General features: G+C 53.7%; 24 protein-coding genes. 7 read left to right on the top strand and 17 right to left on the bottom strand.

Features of this window, described 5'->3' with window-relative positions:
• Positions 1–58: 58 nt before the first annotated feature.
• From gcvP to R6H26_RS18165, 3 genes are all read right to left on the bottom strand, one after another.
• On the bottom strand, positions 59–3037 hold the full coding sequence (gene gcvP / locus R6H26_RS18155) for an aminomethyl-transferring glycine dehydrogenase (RefSeq protein WP_404784364.1): 2979 nt from the start codon (positions 3035–3037) through the stop codon (positions 59–61).
• A 230-nt stretch (positions 3038–3267) separates the two neighbouring features.
• On the bottom strand, positions 3268–4155 hold the full coding sequence (locus tag R6H26_RS18160; protein WP_404784365.1) for a hypothetical protein: 888 nt from the start codon (positions 4153–4155) through the stop codon (positions 3268–3270).
• A gap of 27 nt (positions 4156–4182) precedes the next feature.
• Positions 4183–4701 carry a hypothetical protein gene (locus R6H26_RS18165; RefSeq protein WP_404784367.1) on the bottom strand — a complete coding sequence of 173 codons (519 nt, stop codon included), beginning with the start codon at positions 4699–4701 and terminating at the stop codon, positions 4183–4185.
• 240 nt (positions 4702–4941) lie between these two features.
• Between R6H26_RS18165 and R6H26_RS18170 the strand changes: the two genes are divergently transcribed.
• The 3 genes from R6H26_RS18170 (at position 4942) to ppc (ending at position 9933) form a co-directional block, all read left to right on the top strand.
• Positions 4942–6417 (top strand): phosphoglucomutase/phosphomannomutase family protein, encoded by a 1476-nt coding sequence (locus tag R6H26_RS18170; protein WP_404784369.1) that lies wholly within the window; start codon positions 4942–4944, stop codon positions 6415–6417.
• Positions 6407–6652 carry a hypothetical protein gene (locus tag R6H26_RS18175; RefSeq protein ID WP_404784371.1) on the top strand — a complete coding sequence of 82 codons (246 nt, stop codon included), beginning with the start codon at positions 6407–6409 and terminating at the stop codon, positions 6650–6652. The genes R6H26_RS18170 and R6H26_RS18175 overlap by 11 nt, the downstream gene beginning before the upstream one ends.
• A gap of 149 nt (positions 6653–6801) precedes the next feature.
• Complete coding sequence (gene ppc / locus R6H26_RS18180; RefSeq protein WP_404784372.1) at positions 6802–9933, top strand: phosphoenolpyruvate carboxylase; 3132 nt, start codon at positions 6802–6804, stop codon at positions 9931–9933.
• A 57-nt stretch (positions 9934–9990) separates the two neighbouring features.
• Here ppc and R6H26_RS18185 read toward each other — a convergent pair whose 3' ends face one another.
• The 5 genes from R6H26_RS18185 to R6H26_RS18205 all read right to left on the bottom strand — a co-directional run bounded on the left by R6H26_RS18185 (position 9991) and on the right by R6H26_RS18205 (position 12944).
• Positions 9991–10464: a hypothetical protein gene (locus tag R6H26_RS18185; RefSeq protein WP_404784374.1), complete on the bottom strand. Its 474-nt coding sequence runs from the start codon at positions 10462–10464 to the stop codon at positions 9991–9993.
• A 147-nt stretch (positions 10465–10611) separates the two neighbouring features.
• Entirely contained in the window at positions 10612–11043 is a 432-nt protein-coding gene (locus R6H26_RS18190; RefSeq protein WP_404784376.1) for a cobalamin biosynthesis protein, read from the bottom strand.
• Between the two features lie 89 nt (positions 11044–11132).
• On the bottom strand, positions 11133–11444 hold the full coding sequence (locus R6H26_RS18195; RefSeq protein WP_404784378.1) for a hypothetical protein: 312 nt from the start codon (positions 11442–11444) through the stop codon (positions 11133–11135).
• Between the two features lie 293 nt (positions 11445–11737).
• Positions 11738–11905, bottom strand: coding sequence for a hypothetical protein (locus R6H26_RS18200; protein WP_404784380.1), 168 nt, complete (start codon positions 11903–11905; stop codon positions 11738–11740).
• 370 nt (positions 11906–12275) lie between these two features.
• The gene (locus tag R6H26_RS18205) at positions 12276–12944 is read right to left on the bottom strand and encodes a DUF2301 domain-containing membrane protein (RefSeq protein WP_404784382.1); all 669 of its coding nucleotides are present in this window, start codon (positions 12942–12944) and stop codon (positions 12276–12278) included.
• Between R6H26_RS18205 and R6H26_RS18210 the strand changes: the two genes are divergently transcribed.
• The 3 genes from R6H26_RS18210 (at position 12943) to R6H26_RS18220 (ending at position 14711) form a co-directional block, all read left to right on the top strand.
• On the top strand, positions 12943–13110 hold the full coding sequence (locus R6H26_RS18210) for a hypothetical protein (RefSeq protein ID WP_404784384.1): 168 nt from the start codon (positions 12943–12945) through the stop codon (positions 13108–13110). The genes R6H26_RS18205 and R6H26_RS18210 overlap by 2 nt on opposite strands.
• Before the next feature lie 421 nt (positions 13111–13531).
• The gene (locus tag R6H26_RS18215) at positions 13532–14335 is read left to right on the top strand and encodes an RNA polymerase sigma factor SigF (RefSeq protein ID WP_404784386.1); all 804 of its coding nucleotides are present in this window, start codon (positions 13532–13534) and stop codon (positions 14333–14335) included.
• A 112-nt stretch (positions 14336–14447) separates the two neighbouring features.
• Positions 14448–14711, top strand: coding sequence for a DUF3146 family protein (locus R6H26_RS18220; RefSeq protein WP_404784388.1), 264 nt, complete (start codon positions 14448–14450; stop codon positions 14709–14711).
• Positions 14712–14746: 35 nt separating this feature from the next.
• Here R6H26_RS18220 and R6H26_RS18225 read toward each other — a convergent pair whose 3' ends face one another.
• The 3 genes from R6H26_RS18225 to R6H26_RS18235 all read right to left on the bottom strand — a co-directional run bounded on the left by R6H26_RS18225 (position 14747) and on the right by R6H26_RS18235 (position 17419).
• Entirely contained in the window at positions 14747–15193 is a 447-nt protein-coding gene (locus tag R6H26_RS18225) for an SRPBCC family protein (protein ID WP_404784390.1), read from the bottom strand.
• A gap of 45 nt (positions 15194–15238) precedes the next feature.
• Complete coding sequence (locus R6H26_RS18230) at positions 15239–15655, bottom strand: hypothetical protein (RefSeq protein ID WP_404784391.1); 417 nt, start codon at positions 15653–15655, stop codon at positions 15239–15241.
• 75 nt (positions 15656–15730) lie between these two features.
• On the bottom strand, positions 15731–17419 hold the full coding sequence (locus tag R6H26_RS18235) for a 2-isopropylmalate synthase (protein ID WP_404784393.1): 1689 nt from the start codon (positions 17417–17419) through the stop codon (positions 15731–15733).
• Between the two features lie 86 nt (positions 17420–17505).
• On the opposite strand from R6H26_RS18235, the gene R6H26_RS18240 reads away from it, so the two are divergent.
• Entirely contained in the window at positions 17506–17667 is a 162-nt protein-coding gene (locus R6H26_RS18240) for a hypothetical protein (protein ID WP_404784395.1), read from the top strand.
• Here R6H26_RS18240 and R6H26_RS18245 read toward each other — a convergent pair.
• The 6 genes from R6H26_RS18245 to murD form a co-directional block, all read right to left on the bottom strand.
• On the bottom strand, positions 17664–18182 hold the full coding sequence (locus R6H26_RS18245; protein WP_404784396.1) for an NYN domain-containing protein: 519 nt from the start codon (positions 18180–18182) through the stop codon (positions 17664–17666). The genes R6H26_RS18240 and R6H26_RS18245 overlap by 4 nt on opposite strands.
• Positions 18183–18436: 254 nt before the next feature.
• On the bottom strand, positions 18437–18949 hold the full coding sequence (locus R6H26_RS18250) for a hypothetical protein (protein WP_404784398.1): 513 nt from the start codon (positions 18947–18949) through the stop codon (positions 18437–18439).
• A gap of 160 nt (positions 18950–19109) precedes the next feature.
• Entirely contained in the window at positions 19110–19610 is a 501-nt protein-coding gene (locus R6H26_RS18255) for a DUF2996 domain-containing protein (protein WP_404784400.1), read from the bottom strand.
• Between the two features lie 5 nt (positions 19611–19615).
• Positions 19616–19903 carry a MoaD/ThiS family protein gene (locus tag R6H26_RS18260; RefSeq protein WP_404784402.1) on the bottom strand — a complete coding sequence of 96 codons (288 nt, stop codon included), beginning with the start codon at positions 19901–19903 and terminating at the stop codon, positions 19616–19618.
• A 58-nt stretch (positions 19904–19961) separates the two neighbouring features.
• On the bottom strand, positions 19962–21260 hold the full coding sequence (thrC, locus tag R6H26_RS18265) for a threonine synthase (protein ID WP_404784403.1): 1299 nt from the start codon (positions 21258–21260) through the stop codon (positions 19962–19964).
• A 416-nt stretch (positions 21261–21676) separates the two neighbouring features.
• A complete protein-coding gene (gene murD, locus R6H26_RS18270; RefSeq protein ID WP_404784405.1) occupies positions 21677–23077 on the bottom strand; it encodes a UDP-N-acetylmuramoyl-L-alanine--D-glutamate ligase in 1401 nt (466 codons plus the stop codon).
• Positions 23078–23119 lie beyond the last annotated feature (42 nt).

Below are 23119 nucleotides of genomic sequence, written 5' to 3' on the forward strand. Positions count from 1 at the left end.
TGCCTAACTCTCCTCTCTTCCCCATCTTCATTCCCTGCATACACAGCCACCGCCAATATTAATCAGCGTAGGCATCTACGGGTAAACAGCTACAGACCAAATTGCGATCGCCAAAGGCATTGTCAATCCGTCCCACCGCTGGCCAAAACTTGCTCTCCCGCGTCCAAGAGGCTGGGAATGCCGCCCGCTGGCGGGAGTAGGCATGAGTCCACTGGTCGGCAGTCGCGACCGCAGCGGTATGGGGCGCGTACTTGAGGGGGTTGTCGTGGGGATCCGCTTGACCCGCCTCAATTTCAGCAATTTCAGCGCGGATGGCAATCATGGCTTCGCAAAAGCGATCCAGCTCGGCCTTGGATTCGCTTTCCGTTGGCTCGATCATAATAGTGCCTGGGACGGGCCAAGACACCGTAGGCGCGTGGAACCCGTAGTCGATCAAACGCTTGGCAATGTCTTCGACCTCAATCCCCGCCGATTTCTTGAGGTGGCGCAGATCTAAAATGCACTCGTGGGCCACCAGCCCGGACGTGCCCTTAAACAGCACTGGGTAGTACGGATCTAGCCGCTGAGCCATGTAGTTGGCATTCAGAATTGCGATTTTGGTGGCATCCGTCAGGCCGTCAGGCCCCATCATGGCAATGTACATCCAAGAAATCGGCAAAATACTGGCACTCCCCCAGGGCGCTGCGGAAACCGGGCCGAGGCTTTGGTCGCCACCCACGGTCGTAAGGGGATGGTTGGGCAAGAAGGGAATCAGATGGGCCTTTACGCCAATCGGTCCCATCCCCGGACCGCCGCCACCGTGGGGGATGCAGAAGGTTTTGTGCAGGTTGAGGTGGCACACATCCGCCCCAAAATCCGCCGGACGGCAGAGACCGACTTGAGCGTTCATGTTGGCCCCGTCCATGTAAACCTGACCGCCGTTGGCATGAACGATGTCGCAAATATCGCGGATGCCTTCCTCAAAAACCCCGTGGGTGGAAGGGTAAGTCACCATCAACGCCGCCAGATCGTCGCGATGGGCTTCTGCTTTGGTTTTGAGATCGGCCATGTCGATATTGCCATCGTCATCGCAGCCCACCACCACCACTTTCATGCCCGCCATGACGGCACTGGCCGGATTGGTGCCGTGGGCGGAGTCGGGGATGAGGCAAACGGTACGGTGGCGATCGCCCCGGCTTTCGTGGTAGCTCCGAATCACCAGCAGTCCTGCATATTCCCCTTGAGACCCCGCATTGGGCTGAAGAGAAATCCCGTCAAATCCCGTAATTTCCGCCAGCATTTGTTCGAGCTGCCGGAAGAGAACCTGATAGCCCTGGGTCTGGGAGACGGGCGCAAAGGGATGGATCTGACCGAACTCGGGCCACGTCACCGGAATCATCTCCGCCGTGGCGTTCAGCTTCATGGTGCAGGAGCCGAGGGGAATCATGGAGTGGGTGAGGGACAAGTCCTTCGATTGCAAGCGCTGGATATAGCGCAGCAGCTCGGTTTCCGAGTGGTACTGATTGAAAACCGGATGGGTTAGATACGCGCTCGTGCGGGCAAAGGGCGCTGCGTAACCCGACTCAAGCGTGTCGATTAGAGTCTCTAGGGTGAAGTCTAATGCGGCATCTCCGGCAAAGACCGTCAAAATATCCCACACGTCCTGCACCGAGACGGTTTCGTCGAGGGAAATGCCGACGGTCTGTTCGTCCACGGGACGGAAGTTGATGCGGAAGGACTGCGATCGCCCTGCCAATTCGCTCCAGGTTGTTGCGCCCAAATCCACCTGAATCGTGTCGAAGAATCGTTCTGTTTTGACGGCGTAGCCCAAACGGCCCAAGCCTGCGGCCAGCAGACAAGTCAGCTGATGGGTCCGCGTGGCAATTTGCTTGAGTCCCGTCGGCCCGTGATAGACCGCATACATACTGGCCATCACCGCCAGCAGCACCTGAGCGGTACAGATATTGCTCGTCGCTTTATCTCGGCGGATGTGCTGCTCGCGGGTTTGGAGGGCTAACCGCAAAGCGCTATTGCCTTGCGCGTCGTGGGACACGCCCACAATCCGGCCTGGGATTTGACGCTTAAAAGCATCCTTCGTCGCAAAATAGGCCGCGTGAGGCCCGCCGTAGCCAAAGGGAACGCCAAAGCGTTGGGTATTACCCACGGCAATATCCGCCCCAAATTCGCCGGGCGGGGTCAGTAAGGTCAAACTCAATAAATCTGCGGCGACCGTGACGAGTGCGCCGCTCGCATGGGCTTTTTCGACAAACTCGCGGTAGTCGTATACGGTGCCGTCGGTTGCAGGGTACTGGAGCAGTGCGCCAAAGGTCGGCACGGCAAAGTCGTAGGTTTGGCGATCGCCCACCACTACCTCGATGTTCAAGGGCACTGCGCGGGTGCGGACAACGGCAATGGTTTGGGGATGGCAGTCTTGGGAGACAAAAAACGTCTTGGCTTCTTTCTTTTTGCTGAGGTTGAAGCACATGGCCATGGCTTCAGCGGCGGCGGTGCCTTCATCCAGCAAAGAGGCGTTGGCAATTTCTAGCCCCGTCAGGTCCGTCACCATCGTCTGATAGTTCAGCAATGCCTCCAGGCGACCCTGGGCAATTTCGGCCTGGTAGGGGGTGTATTGGGTGTACCAACCTGGATTTTCGAGGACGTTGCGCTGAATGACCGGAGGCGTGATGCAGCCGGAGTAGCCCAAGCCAATATAGGAGCGGAAGACTTGGTTTTGGTCGGCGATCGCCCTCAACATCCCCAGCGCTTGGTGCTCGCTAGCAGCAGGCTCCAGCTTCAGAGGCGACTTCAGCCGAATGGAAGCGGGCACGGCTTTGTCTGCCAGATCGGCCAAGGAAGCTAGCCCTAGCGTGTCTAACATGGCCTGAAGTTCTTCGGAATTCGGTCCAATGTGACGCTGGGCAAACCCGATCGTCTGGGCGAGCTCTATCGCGTCGTCGCGCTTCGCTGCGTCGGGGGCAACGGTCGGAGGATGGCCATTAACTGAACCGTGGAGGCTCTCAACCGGTGACAGCGATGCCTGAACCGAACTATCTGTCATAGGAATTTATTTGCTTGAAGTTAAGGGTGGGTGAGGCTCGAATTTAGTTACATTTCATAAGATTGCTTAAAATTTTAGCAACAGTTTCCCGTCTGCGCATCTCTTCAACGGACAGAATCTTCAAAACCTTCCTAGGGCAGAGCCTATTGTTTGCTTATGGTTCCAAAAACAAAAGCATCGCGATTCGATCGCGATGCTTTATCCCAGCGCTAAAATAGGCTGCTTGGAGACTACAGCTCTGCTACAGCTCGTTCGATCAGCCGCCGTGCTAGGGTCTGGACCCCAGTATGGGAATAGTAGTGGGCGGTCATGTCTAAAAACGCGCCGAGGTAATCCAGCTTGTCCTTAGACACCTCCACAAACTTGGTGAGGTTGTCCACAACGCTCTCCGGGGTTAACCCGCGCGAGTCTACAAAATCCGTCATCCAACCTTTTACAGAATCGACGCTGCTGGTTATAAACGAAAGCTGCCCGGCGGAATCACCCCCTGGAATCAGCGATCGCACGCCCTTGAAGGTGTTGTTCTCCTCCAATTCCTTGGGCTGCATGTTGTTCAAGGTAGAGAGCCCCTTGAGGGCAAAATCCGGCCCGAGGGGAACTAACCCGTCAAAGCAAACCAAGGCTGCCATCCGCATCAAGGACTCGCCGCCGTAGTCGCCCAAGGCCGCCAAGAAATCTCCGATGCTGTCGCCAGGGATGCCGTTAATTTGACAGAAGGCGACTAACTCAACCACCAGCTTGACGGAGAGATCGATACTTTGGGCTTTTTCCGGCTTGGGCGTCAGGTTTTGCAAAAATCCTAGAAAAGAGATATCTTGGCCTACTTTATTGGCCATGGCCGCCGCCCCCAGGGCACCGGAGGCGCTGTCTACGGTTTGATAGAGCCAGAGGGCATTTTGATAGCCTTGAGACTTATCGTTAAAGAGCGCGACGGCTCGCTCTCCAATGGCCTGCACCATGGCAGGATCGGACTCGCCCGTGACGGCAGTAATGGTGTTATTGAAGCCAATCAAGTTTTGCCATTCGCCAGGAATTACAAAATCAAGAGACCTTAGCGCCATGACGGTTACTCCACCATTGGGGAGTTCGTCAACCAGTTCGTAAATGGGTTTGCTCATAGGAACTCCAAAGGTAGGGGGACTGAATTAACGGAGCTTCGATAGTCCGTTGAGGTCGAAATTCTGAATCCAGGCTTGGCGCTCGGCCTTTGTAAAGGACGGATCGCGGGACAGGACCTTGACCTGATAGCGATCGCCCACCAAAATCCCCGTTTGGGTGGCACCAATCTCTAAAGAAGGGAATCCCGCAATGTCTGTCGTGCTGCTGGCATATTTTTGGGCCGCACTGGGCAGGCTCTTGGTATCCGAAATCGAGAGCATGGCTACATTTTTACCATCTTTGTTCAGCTTGGCTTCGGCAAAGCCCTTTTTCTCCTGGACGTAGACGCGCTCGTAGCCATTGGCAGACTTTGGAAAATATTTATTAAACTGGCTCCCTTGAGTAGCGTCTTTTGCAATAGCCTTCGGTGCCCCCCGTTGAGTGGTCTCTTGCTGCACCTTAGCGTAGGAAGAGGGTGGCTGGCTTGCACAGCCCGAGCTGAATAGCAGTAATCCACAGAGGCAGATAGACAATAAAATGCTGCCCCAACGTTTCATAACGGGCATAATTATTTCCTCAATCGGTATTGCAGAAAAAACATCGCTATCCTGTAATGTAAGCTGCTGTCGGAAAACTTGCGGTCGAGATGCAGTTTATTTTATGTTTATTCACCTAGTGTCAGCGCGCCTTCCGGTAGAACGGTTGGGACGTGATATAAATAAAACCATTGCAGAGCGTATTGCTTTGCATTCAATCCTTCGCAAATGCAAATGCAAATTCAAACTGATTAAATAAGGATCCATCTCATGGCCGCTCAATTCTCGATCCGACTAACCCCGGCTCCGATTGAATTTGGTACTGATGGGTGGCGGGGGATTATTGCCGGAGATTTTACCTTTGAGCGGCTGGGCCAAGTTGCGCCCATTGCCGCCCAAGTCCTAAAGCAAACCTATAGCGCTGAAACCCGCGACAGCAATCTCATCGTTGTGGGCTACGACCGTCGATTTCTGTCCCCAGAGTTTGCTGAAGCCGTGGCGATCGCCGTGCAGCAGGCGGGCTTTGACGTCATGCTCTCCAACACCTTTGTCCCCACCCCCGCCGTGAGCTGGGCCGTAAAGCAGTACGGGGCGTTAGGCGGCCTGGTCATTACCGCCAGCCATAACCCAGCAGCCTACTCTGGACTCAAGGTGAAGGGAGCCTTTGGTGGGTCCGTCGCGCCCCATATTACTCAAGAAATACAGGCCCAGCTCGGTCAGCCCATGGTTCCGGCCCAGACGTCAGGCACCTTGACACGCTTCAATCCCTGGCCCGACTACTGCGCGATTTTGCGTTCCAAGGTGGATTTAACCGCGATTCAGGATGCCATCGCCAGCGGTCGAATTACAGTCTATGTCGATGTCATGCACGGGGCCACCGCCACAGGCTTGGAGCAGGTCTTGGGCTGTCCCGTCCGCGAACTGCGTTCCGCCCACGACCCCCTCTTTGGCGGAACTGCGCCGGAACCACTGGCCAAGTACATGCCGGAGCTATTGCAAACCATTCGCGATCGCGCCGCTTCTGGAAAAGCCGAGGGCGTGACCGTGGGGTTTGTCTTTGACGGCGACGGCGATCGCATTGCAGCGGTGGACGGTCAAGGCAATTTCCTGAGTTCGCAAATTCTGATTCCCATTTTGGTGGAGCACCTCGCGGGCAATCGCGGCTTGACGGGAGAGTTTATTAAAACCGTGAGCGGGTCGGACCTGATGCCCAAGGTGGCGCAGTTGTTTAACTTGCCCGTCTTTGAAACCCCCATCGGCTATAAATACATCGCCGATCGGATGCTGCAAACGGGCCGCGTGCTCTTGGGCGGCGAGGAATCCGGCGGCATCGGCTTTGGCACTCACATCCCCGAACGGGACGGGCTGCTGTCGGCGCTGTACGTCCTGGAGGCGATCGCCATCAGCGGCAAAGACCTCAGCGAACTCTACCAAGACCTGCAACGCCGCACTGGATTCAGCAGCGCCTACGATCGGATCGACTTGACCCTTTCGAGCGATGCCACCAAACAAGCGCTGATTCGAGAACTCAAGGAGCGCCCATTCACAGAAATTTTGGGCATTGCCGTCAGCGAAATAACCGACCCCGACGGGTTCAAAGTGCGGCTGGCAGACGGAAGCTGGGTTTTGATCCGCTTTAGCGGGACGGAACCCGTGCTACGGTTATATTGCGAAGCCGCAACTCAAGCGGAGGTAGAAGCTCGCCTAACTTGGGCCAAAGAATGGGCGATCGGTCATGAGTCATAAATCCCCCGAAAACGACGGGCCTCAGGAGCGGAGCAACGCTGCGGGGCTGGAGCGATCGCTCGGACTCATCGCGATTCCAGTACTGTTGGGACTGGTTGCCCTGCGTCAAGTGGAACGTCAGTTGACGCAGTTGGGTCAATTTAGCGAGAGCCTGCTGCAGGGCGAACGGCTTCCCATTTTAGACAGAAGGTGTTCGGGCGTACAGAATAGCGATCGCCCTAGGGCGGTACGATAGTGACGCGTCGGGAAGTTGGCAACTTTTGCGCGGGTAGATGCGGGTCTCCTTCAGAAAAAACGCCAACATAGAGTGAGGTTCCTTTCTAAATCCAAAGGATACCCCTAGAATTATCGAGTAAGCTTGCTGGGCTGAGTGCATCTTTGCGTATGAGTTCTACCCTAAATCGTGCCAATCGAGATCTGCTGTCCCATGCCAGCATCGACTTACTGCTGCAGCATCGGATCAAGGTCATCGAAGACCTTCTAGAAGCCGTCTTGCGCGAAGAATGCGGTCAAGAACTCGTGGATTTACTCCAGCAGTTGCGAGCGATGTGCTCGCCTGAGGGGCAAGCCCCGACCATCCCGCAAACCGAAGTTCTGAAAGTTGTCGAGAAACTGGCGCTGGAGGAAGCCGTCCGAGCCGCGCGCGCCTTTGCACTCTATTTTCAGCTCATCAATACCGTCGAACAGCATTACGAACAAGAAGACAGCATTATCCGCACCCACAGCCCCGGTCAGCCATTGGAGGACTCAAGCCACATCCTCAAAGAAAGACCTCGGCCAGAATCTTCCTTGAGCGGGGCCAACGCGCTCCATTTTGCAGATTCTCGCAGCGGGCAAAAAGAGCGTTTAGAAAGCAGCCTTTACGATCGCCAAGCCTCATCTGGCAAAAACGCCGGAACATTTTCGTCGCTCTTTCCCAAGCTGAAAGGGTTGAACGTTCCTCCCAAACACATTCAGAAGCTCATTGACGCGCTGGACGTAAAGCTCGTCTTTACAGCCCACCCGACGGAAATCGTGCGCCAAACGATTCGAGACAAGCAGCGCCGCATTGCCAAAATCTTGGGACGGCTCGATAGTGTCGAGGCCGGGCTGGCCGCTCACGTGCGCGCCAGTTGGGAGGTGGATGCCCTGCGCACCGAATTGATGGAAGAAATCCGGTTTTGGTGGCGCACCGACGAGCTGCATCAGTTTAAGCCCACCGTGATGGATGAGGTGGAATACAGCTTGCACTATTTTAAAGAGGTGATGTTCCATTCCATCCCCCAACTGCATCGGCGTTTGACCCAATCGATCCAGCAATATTTCCCGAAGCTGAAACCCCCCAGCTATAGTTTTTGTCGCTTCGGGTCCTGGGTGGGGGCCGATCGAGATGGAAACCCCTCGGTCACGCCGGACATCACCTGGCAGACGGCCTGCTATCAACGCAATGTAGTCCTGGAAAAGTACATCGAGTCGGTCAAAAAGCTGGTGACGCTGCTGAGCCTGTCGATGCATTGGAGCGATGTGTTGCCCAGCCTGCTGGAATCTTTAGAACAAGACCAGCTCCTGATGCCGGATATCTACAACCTCTTGGCGATTCGTTTTCGCCAGGAGCCCTACCGCCTCAAGCTGACCTACATTCTGGAGCGGCTCAAGAATACGGGCGATCGCAACCAGCAGCACGTCACATCCCAAAGCCCCCTTGTCACGCCCCACACGGGCGCGCCCCCTGCCACCCAATCCCCCTCGACCATCGGACTCCAGCCCCACTTTTATGCTTCGGAGCAGGAGTTTTTAGCCGAACTGCGGCTGATTCGCGAAAACCTTCAGGAAACGGGTCTGACCTGTCGGGAACTCGATAACCTGATCTGTCAGGTCGAGATTTTTGGGTTCAACCTGGTGGAGTTAGACGTTCGCCAAGAAAGCACTCGTCATTCCGATGCCCTAGCAGAGGTCGTGTCGTACCTCCAAATTTTGCCCAAACCCTACAACGATCTCTCCGAGGACGAGCGCGCGCTCTGGCTGGCGACAGAACTCCAAACCCGTCGGCCTTTGATTCCGACGGAGTTGCCCTTCTCCGACACTACGAAAGAAACCATCGAAACCTTCCGGATGATCCGACGGCTCCAGGAAGAGTTTGGCGTCAAAATTTGTCGCACTTACGTCATCAGCATGTGCCACGACGCCAGCGACCTTTTAGAGGTGTTGTTGTTGTCCAAAGAAGCGGGACTTTACGATCCGGTGACGGGTACGGGCACGCTCGAAGTGGTACCACTGTTCGAGACAGTGGACGATCTCAAGCAAGCGCCCGGTATCATGTCCCGGCTGTTCGAGCTGCCGTTTTATCTGGGTTATCTGGCCTCAGACAGGCGATCGCCCTCTTCTTCCGAAGCTCCTCTCCAAGAAAACCCTGCAGAGGAGCCTGCCTCCTATATTTTGCAAGAGGTAATGCTGGGCTATTCCGACAGCAATAAAGATTCCGGGTTCCTCAGCAGCAACTGGGAAATTTATAAAGCGCAGCAGGTCCTCAACCTAACCGCACAGCGCTATGGCGTCACCCTGCGAATCTTCCACGGACGCGGCGGTTCGGTCGGGCGCGGCGGCGGGCCTGCCTACGAGGCCATCCTAGCCCAGCCCGGCAACAGCGTGAACGGTCGCATTAAAATCACCGAACAGGGGGAAGTGGTCGCGTCCAAGTATTCTTTACCGGAGTTGGCGCTGTACAACCTGGAAACGATTACCACAGCTGTGATTCAAGCGAGCCTCCTGCACTCGACCATTGACTACATCGAGCCGTGGCACGACATCATGGAGCAGCTGTCGGTGCGATCGCGCGATCGCTATCGGGAGCTAGTCTACGGGCAAGAAGACTTTGTCGATTTTTTCCATCAAGTAACGCCCATCCAAGAAATTAGCCAGCTTCAGATTAGCTCTCGCTCCGCTCGACGCCCCAACCAACCCCAGCAGAAAAAAAGCATCGAAAGCCTGCGGGCGATTCCTTGGGTCTTTAGCTGGACCCAGAGCCGTTTTCTGCTGCCCGCCTGGTATGGTGTTGGCACTGCCCTCAAAGATTTTTTAGACATCAACGAAGCCGACCATCTTTCGCTGCTGCGCTACTTTTACTTCAAATGGCAGTTTTTTAAGATGGTGATTTCGAAGGTTGAGATGACGCTTTCTAAAGTGGACCTCCAGATTGCCCACCATTACGTGGAACAGCTAAGCGACCCTGAAGATGTGGCGCGCTTCGAACAGCTATTCGAGCAAATCTCCCAAGAATACTACCTGGCGCGGGACCTGATCCTGAAGATTACGGGCCACCAGCGACTTTTAGATGGGGATATCAACCTACAGCGATCCGTACAGCTCCGCAACGGCTCCATCGTACCGCTTAACTTTCTACAGGTTCTTCTCCTAAAGCGGCTTCGAGAGCATCACAATGCGGTCACCTTTGGGCCTACCACCAGTAAAGCCGAGCTATTGCGCGGCGCGCTGCTCACCATTAACGGAATTGCCGCTGGAATGCGCAATACGGGCTAAGAAAAGTGATAGGGGAGCAAGGCAAGGCCTTGCTCCCCTACGAGATGCTGCTCGACGCTAATCCAGGAAACCCATGAGTTCGTAGGGATCGTCAATTTGGTTCGAAGCAATGGGCCGATGGTTCGGCAAAGACTCTGAGTTCGGCAGAGGAAACTTAGACGCAACCACAGGACGGTGGTTCGGCAGCGTGTCCGTATCTACAATCACGAGACCCGACTTGACGACAGGGCGCTGATTGGGCAAGGTTTGGTCGTTGATCACTACGAGGTGAGCGGCGCTGACAGGGCGGTACCCTGGATAGCTGGTATCTTCCTTGACAATATCCAACCCCGACGATGCAATGGGTCGCATGTTTGGAAGAGAGGAAGGCTGGTAGAGTTCGATGGCCTTTGACTTAGCCGCGCCGACTTTGCGACGACCGGCAGTTTTGCTGGTCGTGGTGGCAAGGGCAGCCGTTTTGCCGGTCGCCAGTTGAGAGTCGGATGTGCCGTTGTTATCTGCCGCGTTATCTGTGGCGTCTGACGTTGTCATGACGATTTCCTATCGTAAATCTTTAAGACGATCATTAATATTTTCATCATACCCCGATAGGTTCGCGCTCCCATAACAGAAAGTATCGAGATAAGTTGAGTAAATCTTATGGAAACGTCAGCGATTCGTTATGACCTCGCAGATCTTTTAGCGCCGAACGGAACGAGTCTGGGCGATCGCCATCGTGACAACCCCCGATTCTACGGCGCGTCGAAGGATTTGCTTCGGTACGAGGATCGAACAAAGCGCATCCGGATGGGTCTGGGCCGCCGCCCTAAGGGCAGCAGCTTCGCAGACGCTGGACACCCCGATTGCGGCCTCGACCGCCGTAGAAGGATGGGGTGCGGCACAGGTCTGCAGCTCGGTTCGAGTAAAGAAAATCAACGGCCAGCCTCGGGTCGCGCAGAATTCCAACAGTCCGGCTTCTGTCTGCTTTACATCCAAAGTGGCTGCCCCGGCGATCGCCGTCACATCGACTCCAAAGCGTTCGCAGGTGGCGTTGATGGCATCGTCGAACAAAGTTACCGAGGCTCCGCGCCGGCAACCCAACCCCATCCATAGCTGTCTTTCGTCTGGCATCAGCGAGCCGAAGTTTCACAGCAAGGGAGCTGGTGCCGCAATCGGCTGAAATCTCTCATCGTCAAATCCATTTTGATGGTCCAAAACGCTTAAAAGAACGGAAATATACCCTTTAAGAGCTTGCGAATCCGTAGGAGGCCGACCGTCAGCTTTAGCTCTGGAGACAGTTGCGGGGGGACATCCGTCACCGCCACTTGAAGCTGCTGCTGTTCTCGGGCATAGGTTGCCGCATCCTGCGGAAGACCTGTCAGCTGAGAATTTGCTCGCACCTCGATCTGTAGCTGCAATACCTCTTCGGGAATATCTTCGGACAAGGAAATCGTTTGAGCGCCACTCGAGAGACAGCCGATCCCCACAGTCCAACCCGTACCGATACAGAACAGAAATAGTTTGACTGGCATAGCTAAACCATTAATTTACGTCCGACGGGATTTACGGATGGCCTATCGCGCGGTAGAAGGATTGATTTTTAGGGAGTTGTTTAATAGTTGCGATGCTAAATTTTAGGTTAACTCAAGCTCAAGCAAAATGTCCCGACAACGACCTCAAGGAAGAGGATTGCGGGACATTTAACGCCAGGCTGCCAGTGGCATTGCCTGACTGTTTAGAACGAACAATTTTCGATCGAAACAAGGGATAGATTTTTGAGATACGCGACAAGCCCCCCTAGGGCCGTCTTGCAATCCTAAATGAGTTAAGGAGACTTAGGAGACATCGCGGGAGAAGGAGAAGGAGAAGCAGTAGCAGTGGGAGAAACAGTGGGAGATGCTGCTGGAGTATCGGTGGTGCCGCCGCCGCAGGCACCCAAGGTTGCGGCAATACCTAGCGCAAGAATAGATCCTAAAACTTTAACGTTCGTCATTATCAAACTCCTCATTACAACAAACTGGCCATTACGCACATTCTACAGAAAAGCCGATCGAGCGATCGACAACCGCATACAGGCAGGTTAAGGCGACTTGGGCGACGCCGCAGGAGAAACAGCTGGCGATGTTGGAGCTGCTGGGGACGCTGGGGACGCAGCCGGGGATTCCGCTGGGGTTTCCGAACCCGAACCACAGGCTCCTAGGGGTAAAACGAGACCCACAGCAGATACGATTGCAAGAAACTTTAACTTCATAGACTATTTATTAAAACCACAATGAACATAGATTCTCTAGCGATCGCCCCCGTTCTGTCAATCTTTTAATCTGCAATCGTATAATTTTACAGCGCTAAATTGAGGTTAACCGTTAGCTTACTTTAGCGTGACGCGCTTGGTGAAGGTAGTCGAAAACCGTTTTATCGCCGACGTCTGGAGGAATGCGCTGCGTGTCTTTATCTAAGGCAAACCACAGAAATAGAATCGCCCAAGCAACGAGCAAACTTTTTTCGACGGGGACGGTCAATACGCCCAGCCAATGTCCCAACAGTAAAGAGGGCACTAGCAATATTAATGCTTTAGCCTGCAACCGATTGAAGCAAAAGGCTTCTTTGACAAAAAGTCCTGTCAGTGCGACGAAGACAAACCCTACACCTATGAGTTCGAGGGCAAAGGGGGGGTAAAGCGTCGCGAGTAAAGGTTCAGGTTGAAGGATCGAAATGGCCAGCGCCGCCGCACACCCGAGGCCCCAACAGAGCTGAAGGGCAATGTGAAGGGGTTTGAGGTAAATGTGAATGGTCCAAAGACTGAGTCCCAGTGCCGCACAAAACAACGCAAACAAAACATTGAGGACTGTAGTAGCTAAGCCAGGCTGGAGACTCCAACCTAGGGTTAATACGGTTCCGATGCCAAACGCTGCTGCCGCAACGGTCAACCCAACTCGGTATAAAACGACACCCAATCGGTCCTGGGCTGTCACGGTAAATTCTCCAAACTGCCCTTGATAGATCTCGCCGGTCTCTTGCAACCATGCAACCATGGAGCACCTCTTTAAATATTTATTGGAGTGGACTTCTTTTAGGTTAGGTCATCCCAGGAGAACCGAGCTAATGCAGTTCGACGCGATCGCCAATCTTTATCTCGGAGCGTCGGCTGGCGCTGACACCGTTGAGGGCAAGCTCGACCCAGATCCGACGCTCCTTTAGGGCGATCGCGCAGGTAGTCGCTCGGATTAAAGTCCGTTAAAAGCGCGACAATACCGTTGGATTTTAGGGAGATTTCAGTACATTCACGGATGACCCTTTTGTTTGAGCGCAAAACAGGGCATTCATAAATTTCTTTTTAGAAAAAAAATTAATTGAGCGGAGCGGAGTAGGTCAAAAAGAGTCTCAAACAGGGCAACCTAAAAAAGAGCGCGGGATGAGAAGACGATGGAGTAGGCGTCTTGGAACTGTGGCACGTCAGCGACTCGGCTCGAATATGCATGTATGTGAAATTACTTAAGTAATTGTGCGGAGAAGTTTCAACACGCTTCTCCGCCAAAACCCGTGTTTTAACGATGGTTCTGAGTGCGAGGTCTGCCGATAATTGGACGTAATGGTTCATCAATGAAAGCGGACTCCCATTATGGCTTACCAAACTTCTTCTCATTCCCAAACCATCGAACTGCTCATGGCTTATCGCCAGCGTCCGTCCGTTCAGCTGCGCAATCGCCTCGTAAAGCTCAACCTGGGTCTGGTCCGGAAAGTAGCCCATCGCTTGGCCCATCAGTGCGCCGAACCCTACGAAGATCTAGAGCAGTGCGGTTATCTGGGACTCATTACCGCAATCGAGCGTTTCGACCCGTCCCAAGGCTATGCGTTCAGCTCCTTTGCCGTCCCCTACATCCGGGGCGAGATTTTACATTTCCTCAGAGATCGCGCCAATACCGTTCGAATTCCGCGCCGTTGGCAGCAGCTCAGCCGCGATGGAGAGAAGGTAAGACAAGCGCTGACGATGGAATTGGGTCGCCAACCCAACGATCGAGAAATTGCAGCGGCCTTGGAAGTGAACTTAGACGAATGGCGCTCCGTGAAGCTGGCCTCTTCGAACCGGGTGCCGTTGAGCCTTAACGCTCGCGTGCCCTCCAGCAGCCACCAACAGGCCGATTCAGCCATGACCTTAGGCGACACCCTCATGGACGTCCGTACTTCAATCCAGCAAGGCAACGAAGAAGAGCGTTTGGAGTTACAGCACGCCCTCAACCAGCTTGAAGAAAAAACCCGCGAAATGATCGAGTCGGTTTTTCTACACCAGCATTCGCGCCAAGAAGTGGCGGCTCGGATTGGCGTCAGTCCCGTTACGGTAACGCGTCGCATTAAGAAAGGCGTTGAAGAACTCGTCGGGTTGCTCCAGCAGCAGACATCTCTAACGGTTTCGATCGAAGGATAACGGCTCCATCCAGACGCATGTTGTCAAAGTCTGACTTCGCAGTAGACACGAATGCAAATTGGCTTAGATAATAAGCGCAGACCTTGGGTTGTTTTTTAAGATGAGTCTGCGTGTGAGCGATCGACGTCTTCCCCATACTACGGCTCACGTTCGCGTTACTCGGCATTCTTGGCAAGACGGCCAGATTGCGGGAGAGGTGATTGCGAGTCAGTACGTGTGGCAGTTTCAGTGGGAGTTTAAGTTAGGTAAGCTCTGGGTTTCTCCTTCCTTGGGTCGGGCTCTGATTCTAGAACCGCTCGGGCGATTTTTGGAGCAGCAAGATTATCGTCTAGAACCCGGTGGCGATTACTCGTTCCAAATTCGGTCTCAGTTTTAGCTTCACTCGATCGCTCGGTCGGTCGGCAGCAGCGCTCAAAGCGTCTCTGCAACCTGCTTGAGTCGCAGGAGCTGCGCTTTCATATCGGCCTGGGTCCACCGGGCGGCAAATGTCTTGAACCCAAAAGCCACGATAGGATTGGGAATTTGGAACTCAAAGCGATTGGTAAGGCAGGTCCCATCTTCGGTGGAGACCGCTTCCCAGCGATCGCGTCCCGTAAAAAATCCATCGAACTCCCACACGATTAACCCCAAGCGCCGCTCGACGACGGTGCTGAGGAGGGCTGGATGGAGGAGCGGCACTTGGATGATAAAGCGACTTTTGGCCCCCAGATCGCTACTCCACTCTCCAATCGGATCGCAACGCAGGGCGGGATTGAGCCATTGATGCATGAGTTGGCGATCGACGATGGTGCGATCGACGGCTGCGAGGGAGGCTTGAATGGCAATGGTTTGCTCGAATATTTGGGAATGAGAATTCATCGAGACTGTCCCCTCGACACGACACCATTATTTATCCTCTGAGCGCTAGGACGATTTCGTCCGCTGTAACGCCTCGCCCAGAGCGCTAATGAGATTCTCGCGGGTTTTGGCATGCTGTCGCTGTTCTTGGGTTAAGGCTGCCGCCAGTTCGTCGTGGGACTGGATCAGTTGAGCTAGCTCGTACTTTAAGCGCTCGACCGTATTGGCTTGACCGTCCCGAGCGGGAAGCAAGGGCCGGGGTGCGGGTGCGGCAGGACGCGCGGCAGGACCAATCTGACAAAGCTGCGAGATCTCTGCCCGCAAATTGCGGATGGTCGCGTCCGCCGCTGCCGTTTCTGCTTGGCGCTGCTGGGCTTCTGTTTCGTAACGTCGCCGCCATTTAGCAGCGTCCTCTAGGGCGCGATCGCGCTCTAGCCGCAGTTTCTCAAGCGCGCCAAAAGGTTCGTGGAGCGAATCATTCATGAGAGTAATAAAACAATCCTAAAACCTGGAAGCGGGTTTAATAGATTCAAGGGACATTGCAGGCAAAAACCGCGCTCAAACGGAAACAACAGCCTGAACCGCCGTTTCCTGAAAACCTTGAGGATGAATGGCAGGGTTGTTCGAGGCGCTAAACAGTCGATTGAGCGCGTTCAAGTAGGCTTGCGCCGACGCGACGATAATATCGGTGTTGGCCGCATGTCCTGAATAGATGCGGTCTTCGTGCTGAATCCGAATCGTAACCTCGCCCATGGCGTCAATGCCAGCAGTAACCGACTGTACCGAAAACTCGATCAGGCGATTGGGAATTTCGACGAGACGATTGATCGCCCGATAAACCGCATCCACGGGGCCAGTACCCACGGCAGCATCGGTGAGTTCTCGACCGTCAGGCGTCCGCAAAGTAATAGTGGCCGTGGGACACGCGCGATCGCCGCAGGACACTTGCACTCGCTCTAACTGATAGCCGAGACCGTATTGAGCCTGGGTTTCATCCTGCACGATCGCCTCTAGATCGCGCTCTGTAATTTCCTTTTTCTTATCGGCAAGGTCTTTAAAGCGCACGAAAGCCTTGTTCAGATCCTGCTCTGACAGTTCGAAGCCCAACTCTTTGAGGCGGGAGCGAAAAGCATTGCGCCCGGAAAGTTTTCCGAGGACCAATTGATTGTCGGTCAATCCAATGGATTGGGCATCCATAATTTCGTAAGTAAGGCGGTTCTTGAGGATGCCGTCTTGGTGAATGCCAGACTCGTGGGCAAAGGCATTGGACCCCACGATCGCCTTGTTGGGCTGGACTAACATGCTGGTCAGGTTGGAAACCAGCCGCGAGGTCTTATAGATCTGGCGCGTGTCGATATTGGTCAAGGGCGCTTCGGAGTCTGCGGGACGCCCTATAAAAGGATTGAAATATTGACGGCGGACGTGCATGGCCATCACCAATTCTTCGAGGGCAGCGTTGCCAGCTCGCTCGCCGATGCCGTTGATGGTGCATTCTAACTGACGGGCACCGTTTTTGACGGCTTCTAGAAAGTTAGCCACCGCTAACCCCAGGTCGTTGTGACCGTGTACTGAAATGACAGCGCGATCGATATTCGGCACGTTCTCCTTGATGCCGCGAATGAGATCGCCGAACTCTCCGGGCGTCATGTAGCCCACTGTATCGGGGATATTAACGGTCGTCGCTCCAGCCGCAATGACCCGCTCCAAAACGGCGTACAGGAACTCTGGCTCCGAGCGCCCCGCATCTTCGGGGGAAAACTCGACGTCGGCAGTGAAGGATTTGGCATAGGCCACCATTTCTGCAGCGATCGCCATGACTTCAGACCGCGTTTTTTTGAGCTTGTATTTGAGATGGATGTCCGACGTTGCCAAAAAGGTATGAATTCGCCCCCGCGCAGCAGGCCGGATCGCGTCAGCCGCCGCTTTAATATCCTGACGGGTGGCGCGGGCGAGGCCGCAAATGACCGGACCGCCTTCTATGCCAACGGTCTCGGCAATCCGCTGCACTGCTTCAAAATCGCCAGGACTGGCGAAGGGAAACCCGGCTTCAATGATGTCTACACCCAGGCGGGCCAATTGTCGAGCGACGATCAGCTTTTCTTCGACATTGAGGGTCGCACCAGGAGATTGTTCGCCATCCCGCAGCGTCGTGTCAAAAATGAGGATGCGATCGCCATCTGGAGTTCTTCTTCCTGACTCATTCTGAGCCTCCTGCTCTGACTCGACCTGACTCGGCTGGTTTGTCATGGCAAATGTTTCAAACCTCGTTGCGCTAAAAAATTAATCGGATGCCCGCAAGCCGCAGACGCTCACCCCGACTGAGTTGAAGGTAGATGTCCTTAGGTCTTAACGATCCACCTTCAATTCTAGGATACGTCCTACCCATTCGCAGCACCTTCCAACATGCCTTTCAATCCGCCGCTCGCGGCCAAATCGCATCGGTAGCGGCAGATGAATGCTGCAGTCGATTGCTTCGGGACGAATTCAGCCCTTAAAAGTCCGATTTTTCGATTTCGCTGCGGAGGCTGTTTAAATCGATATATTGATCGGAGACGTTCCGCAACTCTCGGGCAATCATACCTTCCGTCGATACAACTGTAATATGAGTATTTTTAGAGCGCAATAACTCGATCGCGCGCTCAAAATCTCCATCTCCGCTAAATAGAACGACGCGATTGTATTGCTCGACCGTATTGAACATATCGATGACAATCTCAATGTCAAGATTGGCCTTTTGAGAATAACGCCCGGAATTATCGTCGTAGTATTCTTTCAAGAATTTTGTGCGTACCGTATAGCCCAAGCTGATCAGAGCGTCTCTAAAACCGCGTTGATCCTGATAATCTTTAAGCCCCGTATACCAAAACGCATTGACAAGTCGAATGTGCTGCTCGCGCGTAAAATATTCTAAGATCTTTCTAGGGTCAAAAAACCACCCATTTTTTTGCTGCGCATAAAACATATTGTTTCCATCCACAAAAATGGAAACATAATTAAATATATGATTCATAGAAAGTATTTTTTAAGCGTTTAAATCTATAGAAAAATAAAAGCCGATTAAATATAAAAAGACTTTAAGGGAGGTAGCTTTCAGTCTAGCAAGTTTATTCAGGATTTAACAGGAGCATCGCTCATTTTCGGCGGTGAAGGGATCGAATTTGACCTTAACCGATCCTCAATCTGGGCGTTAACTTCAGATCGAGCAGGATGGGACAGCGTCGAACCTCGCCCATCGATCCAAGCGCGGCTGTACTGAGCGACACGTTATCGGTCTACATCTTCATAAAATTGGAGGCTATCGGCGGGGAAGCCTTGGAGCATCCGACTTGCCTGCCGAATCAGCAATTCCGTTCCTTGAGCGACTAGCAAGTATTTACCTGCCTTAAGCCGCTTGTGAAAGGGCATTTTCTCTCGATCGATCAAAAATTGCCCTCCGCCTCCAAAGGTGAAGCCGCCCATGGCACTGGCGATCGCGCCAAAGAAACCGCCAATAATATGGTTTGCCAAGGCAGAACCTCGCTCTAAGATCGCGAGGTGCGTAATTTCGTTGAAGCTAAACCCCGCCACAAACCCAAACGGAACCACCCAATACAGCATGCGCGTGGCCTGCTGCCATGCAACTTGGTTGGGGTCGTAGAGATTTGTCTCCTGCAGGGTTCTATAACCCGTCCCTAGCAAATCGATCTGCCCGAGGGCTAGGTCTGAGCTTTTGAGTTTTTCGTAAGCAGCCTGGGCTTGGGCGCGATCGCTAAAGGTCATTACCAGATTTTGAGGCATAAAAAAGACACAGAGGAAAGTGAGTTGGAGAAAGCGAGCGCTTCTGACGCTCTCATACTAGCAGCACGCTAGCCCCCCTTTTATCCTGAAGTGCTCCCACCCCAAGCGATGACCGATCGATTCCGGCAACAGCAACAGTAAATATTTTTAATAAATATTTTTAATTGCTGCCAAACCACTTTTGAGCGTTTAAGCGCTGAATCACACCAAAGACTAACAAGTCCAACGTAATTTTGCGCTCGTCTCCTAAAAATGGTTCTAGAGTGCTAGGCGCAGCCTTACCAGTCGCGCAGGAAAACGCTCGCGCAGCGTTGAGGTTGGGCTGGGCAAAGTAAACGGTGAATCGCCTTTGCCCGTCTAACCACTGGCCCGACACTTGGTTATCGACAAAGGATAACTCGAGATCGGAGACATTTTTTGCCGCAAATGCTTTCTCTAGGGCTGGAAGGTAATCCTGAGAAATAAAATCTGGAAAAGGTTTATCTTCTAACGTTTCTTTTTTTGCGGCCTTCGCCTTGGGGGCTTCAGCTCCTTCTGCGCCTTCGACTGCGACCTTAGGCGCTTTTGCGGCTTTCGCTTGTTCTGTCGCTCCAGCTTTTGCGGCCTTCGCCTGAGGGGCTTCGGCTCGCTCTTGGGGTTGAGGTGCGGTTTCGTCTGCCATAATGGTTACGTATCGGATCGCCCCCCTGCGATCGCAGGGATAATGCTGACTTCATCCCCATCTTGAAGGGCTGTACTTTTGCCTTCCAAGAAGCGGATGTCTTCATTATTGACATAGAAGTTGACGAAACGGCGCAATTCGCCTTGCTCGTCGCACAACCGCGCTTTAATGCCGGGGCAATTTTGGTCGAGGTTTTCTAGCAGATCGGAAATGGTGCCAGCCTGACATTCGACGGTGGCTCGATCATTGGTTAGCTTTTGAAGCGGTGTGGGAATTAAAACTTTGACGGACATTAACTTAGATTCTCAACAACGTAAAGATTGGTTTGAGGAACGTTGGGCGGCGGGCAAATTAGACCAAGACGGGTTCCCAGTCGAGGCGCTCTAGGGTGCGGGAGCGCTCCAAGGCACGCTCGAAGCTATCGAGGTTGGCCTCAATGGTGAAGGGTTCTGAGATATAGCCCTGAACCGCTTCCATTGTTTTGAGTCCGTTGCCAGTGATGTAGACGACGGTTTTTTCGTCGGGGTCGATTTTGCCTGCTTCTACTAACTTTTTGAGAACGGCAATGGTGGTGCCGCCTGCGGTTTCGGTAAAGATGCCTTCGGTTTCGGCCAACAGCTTCATTCCGGCAATAATTTCGGCATCGGTGACAGACTCGACCTGTCCGTTGGTTTTGCGAGCGATGTCTAGGGCATAGACTGCATCTGCGGGGTTGCCGATCGCCAAGGATTTAGCGACGGTATTCGGCTTGACAGGGTTGATGAAGTCTCGACCTTCTTTGTAAGCTTGCGCGATGGGCGAACAGCCTTCTGCCTGAGCGCCGCTAAACCGGACGGACTTGCCTTCGATCAAACCGACTTCAACAAACTCGTTGAAGCCCTTATAGATTTTGGTGAACAAAGAACCAGAAGCAAGCGGCGCGACGATGTGGTCGGGTAATTCCCAGCCGAGTTGTTCGATGACTTCGTAGCCGAGGGTTTTGGATCCTTCGGAGTAGTAAGGACGCAAGTTGATATTGACGAAGCCCCAACCGTGGGTGTTGGCCACTTCAGAACACAAACGGTTGACTTGATCGTAATTTCCGTGGACTGCCATGAGCGTGGGCGCGTAGATCAGCGTACCGATCACCTTTCCGGCTTCGAGATCGGAAGGGATGAAGACGCAACAGTCGAGTCCGGCATGGGCGGCGATCGCTGCGGTAGAGTTTGCCAAGTTCCCCGTACTGGCACAGGAAACCGTCGTAAAGCCCAGTTCGCGAGCGCGCGTCAAGGCCACAGACACCACCCGATCCTTAAAGCTCAAGGTGGGCATGTTGACCGCATCGTTTTTGATGTAGAGATTTTTAAGGCCCAGTTGACGGGCCAAACGATGAGACTTGAGCAGCGGCGTCATGCCAGTGCCCATATCGATGGGGTTGTCAGTTTCGACGGGCAGAAACTGACGGTAGCGCCAGATAGAGTTGGGACCGGACTCGATATCTTTGCGAGAGATTTTACCCTTGAGCGCGCTGAAGTCGTAGTTGACCTCTAAAGGCCCAAAACACATCTCGCAGACGTGAATGGCCTCCGCTTTATATTCCGTACCGCACTCTTTACACTTCAGTCCTTTGAAGTAAGCGGTCTTGTCTTGGGTGAGAATGCTTTGGGTCATTGCGCCTGCGTCCTTGCCTCGAAGCTCAGTGATGACAGTTTGCCAGTCGGTTCGTTAGATACTAGCACGCACAAAAACAAGCGTCAAACATACCCGACTTAAAAAGTCGGGTATTGATGAACTATATGCAGGCAGAGGTTTTCAAGCTTTTTAACTGTTTTTTTAGGATTTAAGTTCTGGAAAATTATTTTTTATCCCTCGGTTAAATTTTGCCTATAGGATCCGAAAATGCTGGATCGTTTGTTCGGCGGCAAAATCGCGATAAGGATGGAGCAATCTCCAATACCCAGAAAAAACCGCCACGCTCGTCAGAGAGGCTCTCAAGTCTGATGATGGCAGTCTTGATTTGCAGTCTCACGATCTCGACGCAAACCGCTTAGAAGTCGAGCGGTTCGATTGGTTTGCCATCAAGCTATTTATGATTGCTTCGTTCGCGGCGGCAATGCAGCCGCGCATGACAACGGGGCCGCGCAAAGCTGGCGGAAATGGTCTCCCCGGTGTTCGAAGCTTCGGTATTGGTCGAAACTAGCGCAAGCGGGCGATAGCAGGACGACCTTCGCTCCATGCTGTCGGGCGAATTCCGCAGCCCGAGGAACCGCCCGTTCCATTGTTTCGACGATTTCATACTGAAGATAGCCGCTTTCGTGGAGGCGCTTGGCAAAAACTGGGGCAGCTTTGCCAATCAACAACACAGCGGCAGCTTTTGCTCGAATGGTTTGAATCCAGAGGGTATCGTCGCCGACCTTCGGATCGCCACCTGCAATCAAAATGGATGGAGCGTCTACCGCATCCAGTCCTGTTTGGGCGGCATCGTAATTCGTAGCTTTACTATCGTTGATAAACGCAACTCCATCGTGAGTGCAGATATATTCCAGGCGATGGGGAACGCCGGGGAAGGAGGCTACCGCTTGAGCGATCGCCGTTTTGTCAATCCCGGCAAGATGGGCGACCGCCACGGCGATCGATAAATTTTGCCGGTTGTGCAGTCCCGGCATTCGCAGCACGTCAACGTCCACGATCGGTTCCCCTAGAACGCAAACCCAACCCGAATCGATATAGGTGTGGACGGACGGGATCGACTCCAATGTGCGATGAGTAGAAGTCCAGCAGACATCAGGCCAGCGCTGGGACAGGTTCTGACGGAGGTAAGGATCGTCGCCGTTCAGTATCCGATGTTGCGAGTTTTGGAGTAAGCCGGCCTTGATGTCTCGATAGTTCTCTAACGTGCTGTGGCGCTCTAAATGATCTGGCGTGAAGGTCGTCCAGACACCGATGCGGGGGGCAAGGGTTGGAGAAGATTCCGCCTGATAGCTGCTGACTTCAGCAATAATCCAATCTACAGGCTCCCCAGAAAGTGCCACCTCGCAGGCACTATAGCCAATATTGCCGCAAGCTGGAGCTTTTAGCCCAGCGACCTGAAAAATGGCAGCGACCAGTGCGGTGGTGGTCGTTTTGCCATTGGTGCCCGTAATGCCGACCCAAGGAACGTCCTTGAGATAGCGCCAAGCCAGTTCCAACTCCCCCATTACTTCAACGCCCTGGGCGCGAGCTTCAATAAGGGCGGGGAGTTGCCACGACACCCCCGGACTGACCACAAGGCGATCGGGTCTGGGAAGATTTTCTCCTGCCAGCGCCAGTAGGGTAAAACGCCAGCCCAGCAATACCGGAATGCCTTCTGCGGCAAGGGATTGCTGCTGCTCTAGGAGTTGTTCGGAGCGTCCCGCGTCGCTCGCCGAAACCTCCCATCCATCTCGTTTGAGCAGATGGGCAGCAGCAACACCAGAGCGACCGAGACCGATAATATGAGCGACAGGCATGGGAGAGAACGCGTACAGACTTTTGCATCCCTCATGGTACCG

Origin of the sequence: Altericista sp. CCNU0014 (genome assembly GCF_044923475.1) — a bacterium.
In the GTDB taxonomy this organism is placed as follows: domain Bacteria; phylum Cyanobacteriota; class Cyanobacteriia; order Thermosynechococcales; family Thermosynechococcaceae; genus JAAURS01.

Coding starts and splice junctions, on each gene's coding strand:
- R6H26_RS18235 (WP_404784393.1), bottom strand. CDS start 17,419: ATGACAAACCAGCCGAGTCAGGTCGAGTCAGAGCAGGAGGCTCAGAAT.
- R6H26_RS18250 (WP_404784398.1), bottom strand. CDS start 18,949: ATGCCTCAAAATCTGGTAATGACCTTTAGCGATCGCGCCCAAGCCCAG.
- R6H26_RS18195 (WP_404784378.1), bottom strand. CDS start 11,444: ATGCCAGTCAAACTATTTCTGTTCTGTATCGGTACGGGTTGGACTGTG.
- gcvP (WP_404784364.1), bottom strand. CDS start 3,037: ATGACAGATAGTTCGGTTCAGGCATCGCTGTCACCGGTTGAGAGCCTC.
- R6H26_RS18260 (WP_404784402.1), bottom strand. CDS start 19,903: ATGTCCGTCAAAGTTTTAATTCCCACACCGCTTCAAAAGCTAACCAAT.
- R6H26_RS18255 (WP_404784400.1), bottom strand. CDS start 19,610: ATGGCAGACGAAACCGCACCTCAACCCCAAGAGCGAGCCGAAGCCCCT.
- R6H26_RS18190 (WP_404784376.1), bottom strand. CDS start 11,043: ATGCCAGACGAAAGACAGCTATGGATGGGGTTGGGTTGCCGGCGCGGA.
- R6H26_RS18165 (WP_404784367.1), bottom strand. CDS start 4,701: ATGCCCGTTATGAAACGTTGGGGCAGCATTTTATTGTCTATCTGCCTC.
- R6H26_RS18200 (WP_404784380.1), bottom strand. CDS start 11,905: ATGACGAACGTTAAAGTTTTAGGATCTATTCTTGCGCTAGGTATTGCC.
- R6H26_RS18160 (WP_404784365.1), bottom strand. CDS start 4,155: ATGAGCAAACCCATTTACGAACTGGTTGACGAACTCCCCAATGGTGGA.
- ppc (WP_404784372.1), top strand. CDS start 6,802: ATGAGTTCTACCCTAAATCGTGCCAATCGAGATCTGCTGTCCCATGCC.
- R6H26_RS18175 (WP_404784371.1), top strand. CDS start 6,407: ATGAGTCATAAATCCCCCGAAAACGACGGGCCTCAGGAGCGGAGCAAC.
- thrC (WP_404784403.1), bottom strand. CDS start 21,260: ATGACCCAAAGCATTCTCACCCAAGACAAGACCGCTTACTTCAAAGGA.
- R6H26_RS18205 (WP_404784382.1), bottom strand. CDS start 12,944: ATGGTTGCATGGTTGCAAGAGACCGGCGAGATCTATCAAGGGCAGTTT.
- R6H26_RS18230 (WP_404784391.1), bottom strand. CDS start 15,655: ATGAATGATTCGCTCCACGAACCTTTTGGCGCGCTTGAGAAACTGCGG.
- R6H26_RS18245 (WP_404784396.1), bottom strand. CDS start 18,182: ATGAATCATATATTTAATTATGTTTCCATTTTTGTGGATGGAAACAAT.
- R6H26_RS18225 (WP_404784390.1), bottom strand. CDS start 15,193: ATGAATTCTCATTCCCAAATATTCGAGCAAACCATTGCCATTCAAGCC.
- R6H26_RS18210 (WP_404784384.1), top strand. CDS start 12,943: ATGGAGCACCTCTTTAAATATTTATTGGAGTGGACTTCTTTTAGGTTA.
- R6H26_RS18215 (WP_404784386.1), top strand. CDS start 13,532: ATGGCTTACCAAACTTCTTCTCATTCCCAAACCATCGAACTGCTCATG.
- R6H26_RS18185 (WP_404784374.1), bottom strand. CDS start 10,464: ATGACAACGTCAGACGCCACAGATAACGCGGCAGATAACAACGGCACA.
- R6H26_RS18170 (WP_404784369.1), top strand. CDS start 4,942: ATGGCCGCTCAATTCTCGATCCGACTAACCCCGGCTCCGATTGAATTT.
- murD (WP_404784405.1), bottom strand. CDS start 23,077: ATGCCTGTCGCTCATATTATCGGTCTCGGTCGCTCTGGTGTTGCTGCT.
- R6H26_RS18240 (WP_404784395.1), top strand. CDS start 17,506: ATGTCCTTAGGTCTTAACGATCCACCTTCAATTCTAGGATACGTCCTA.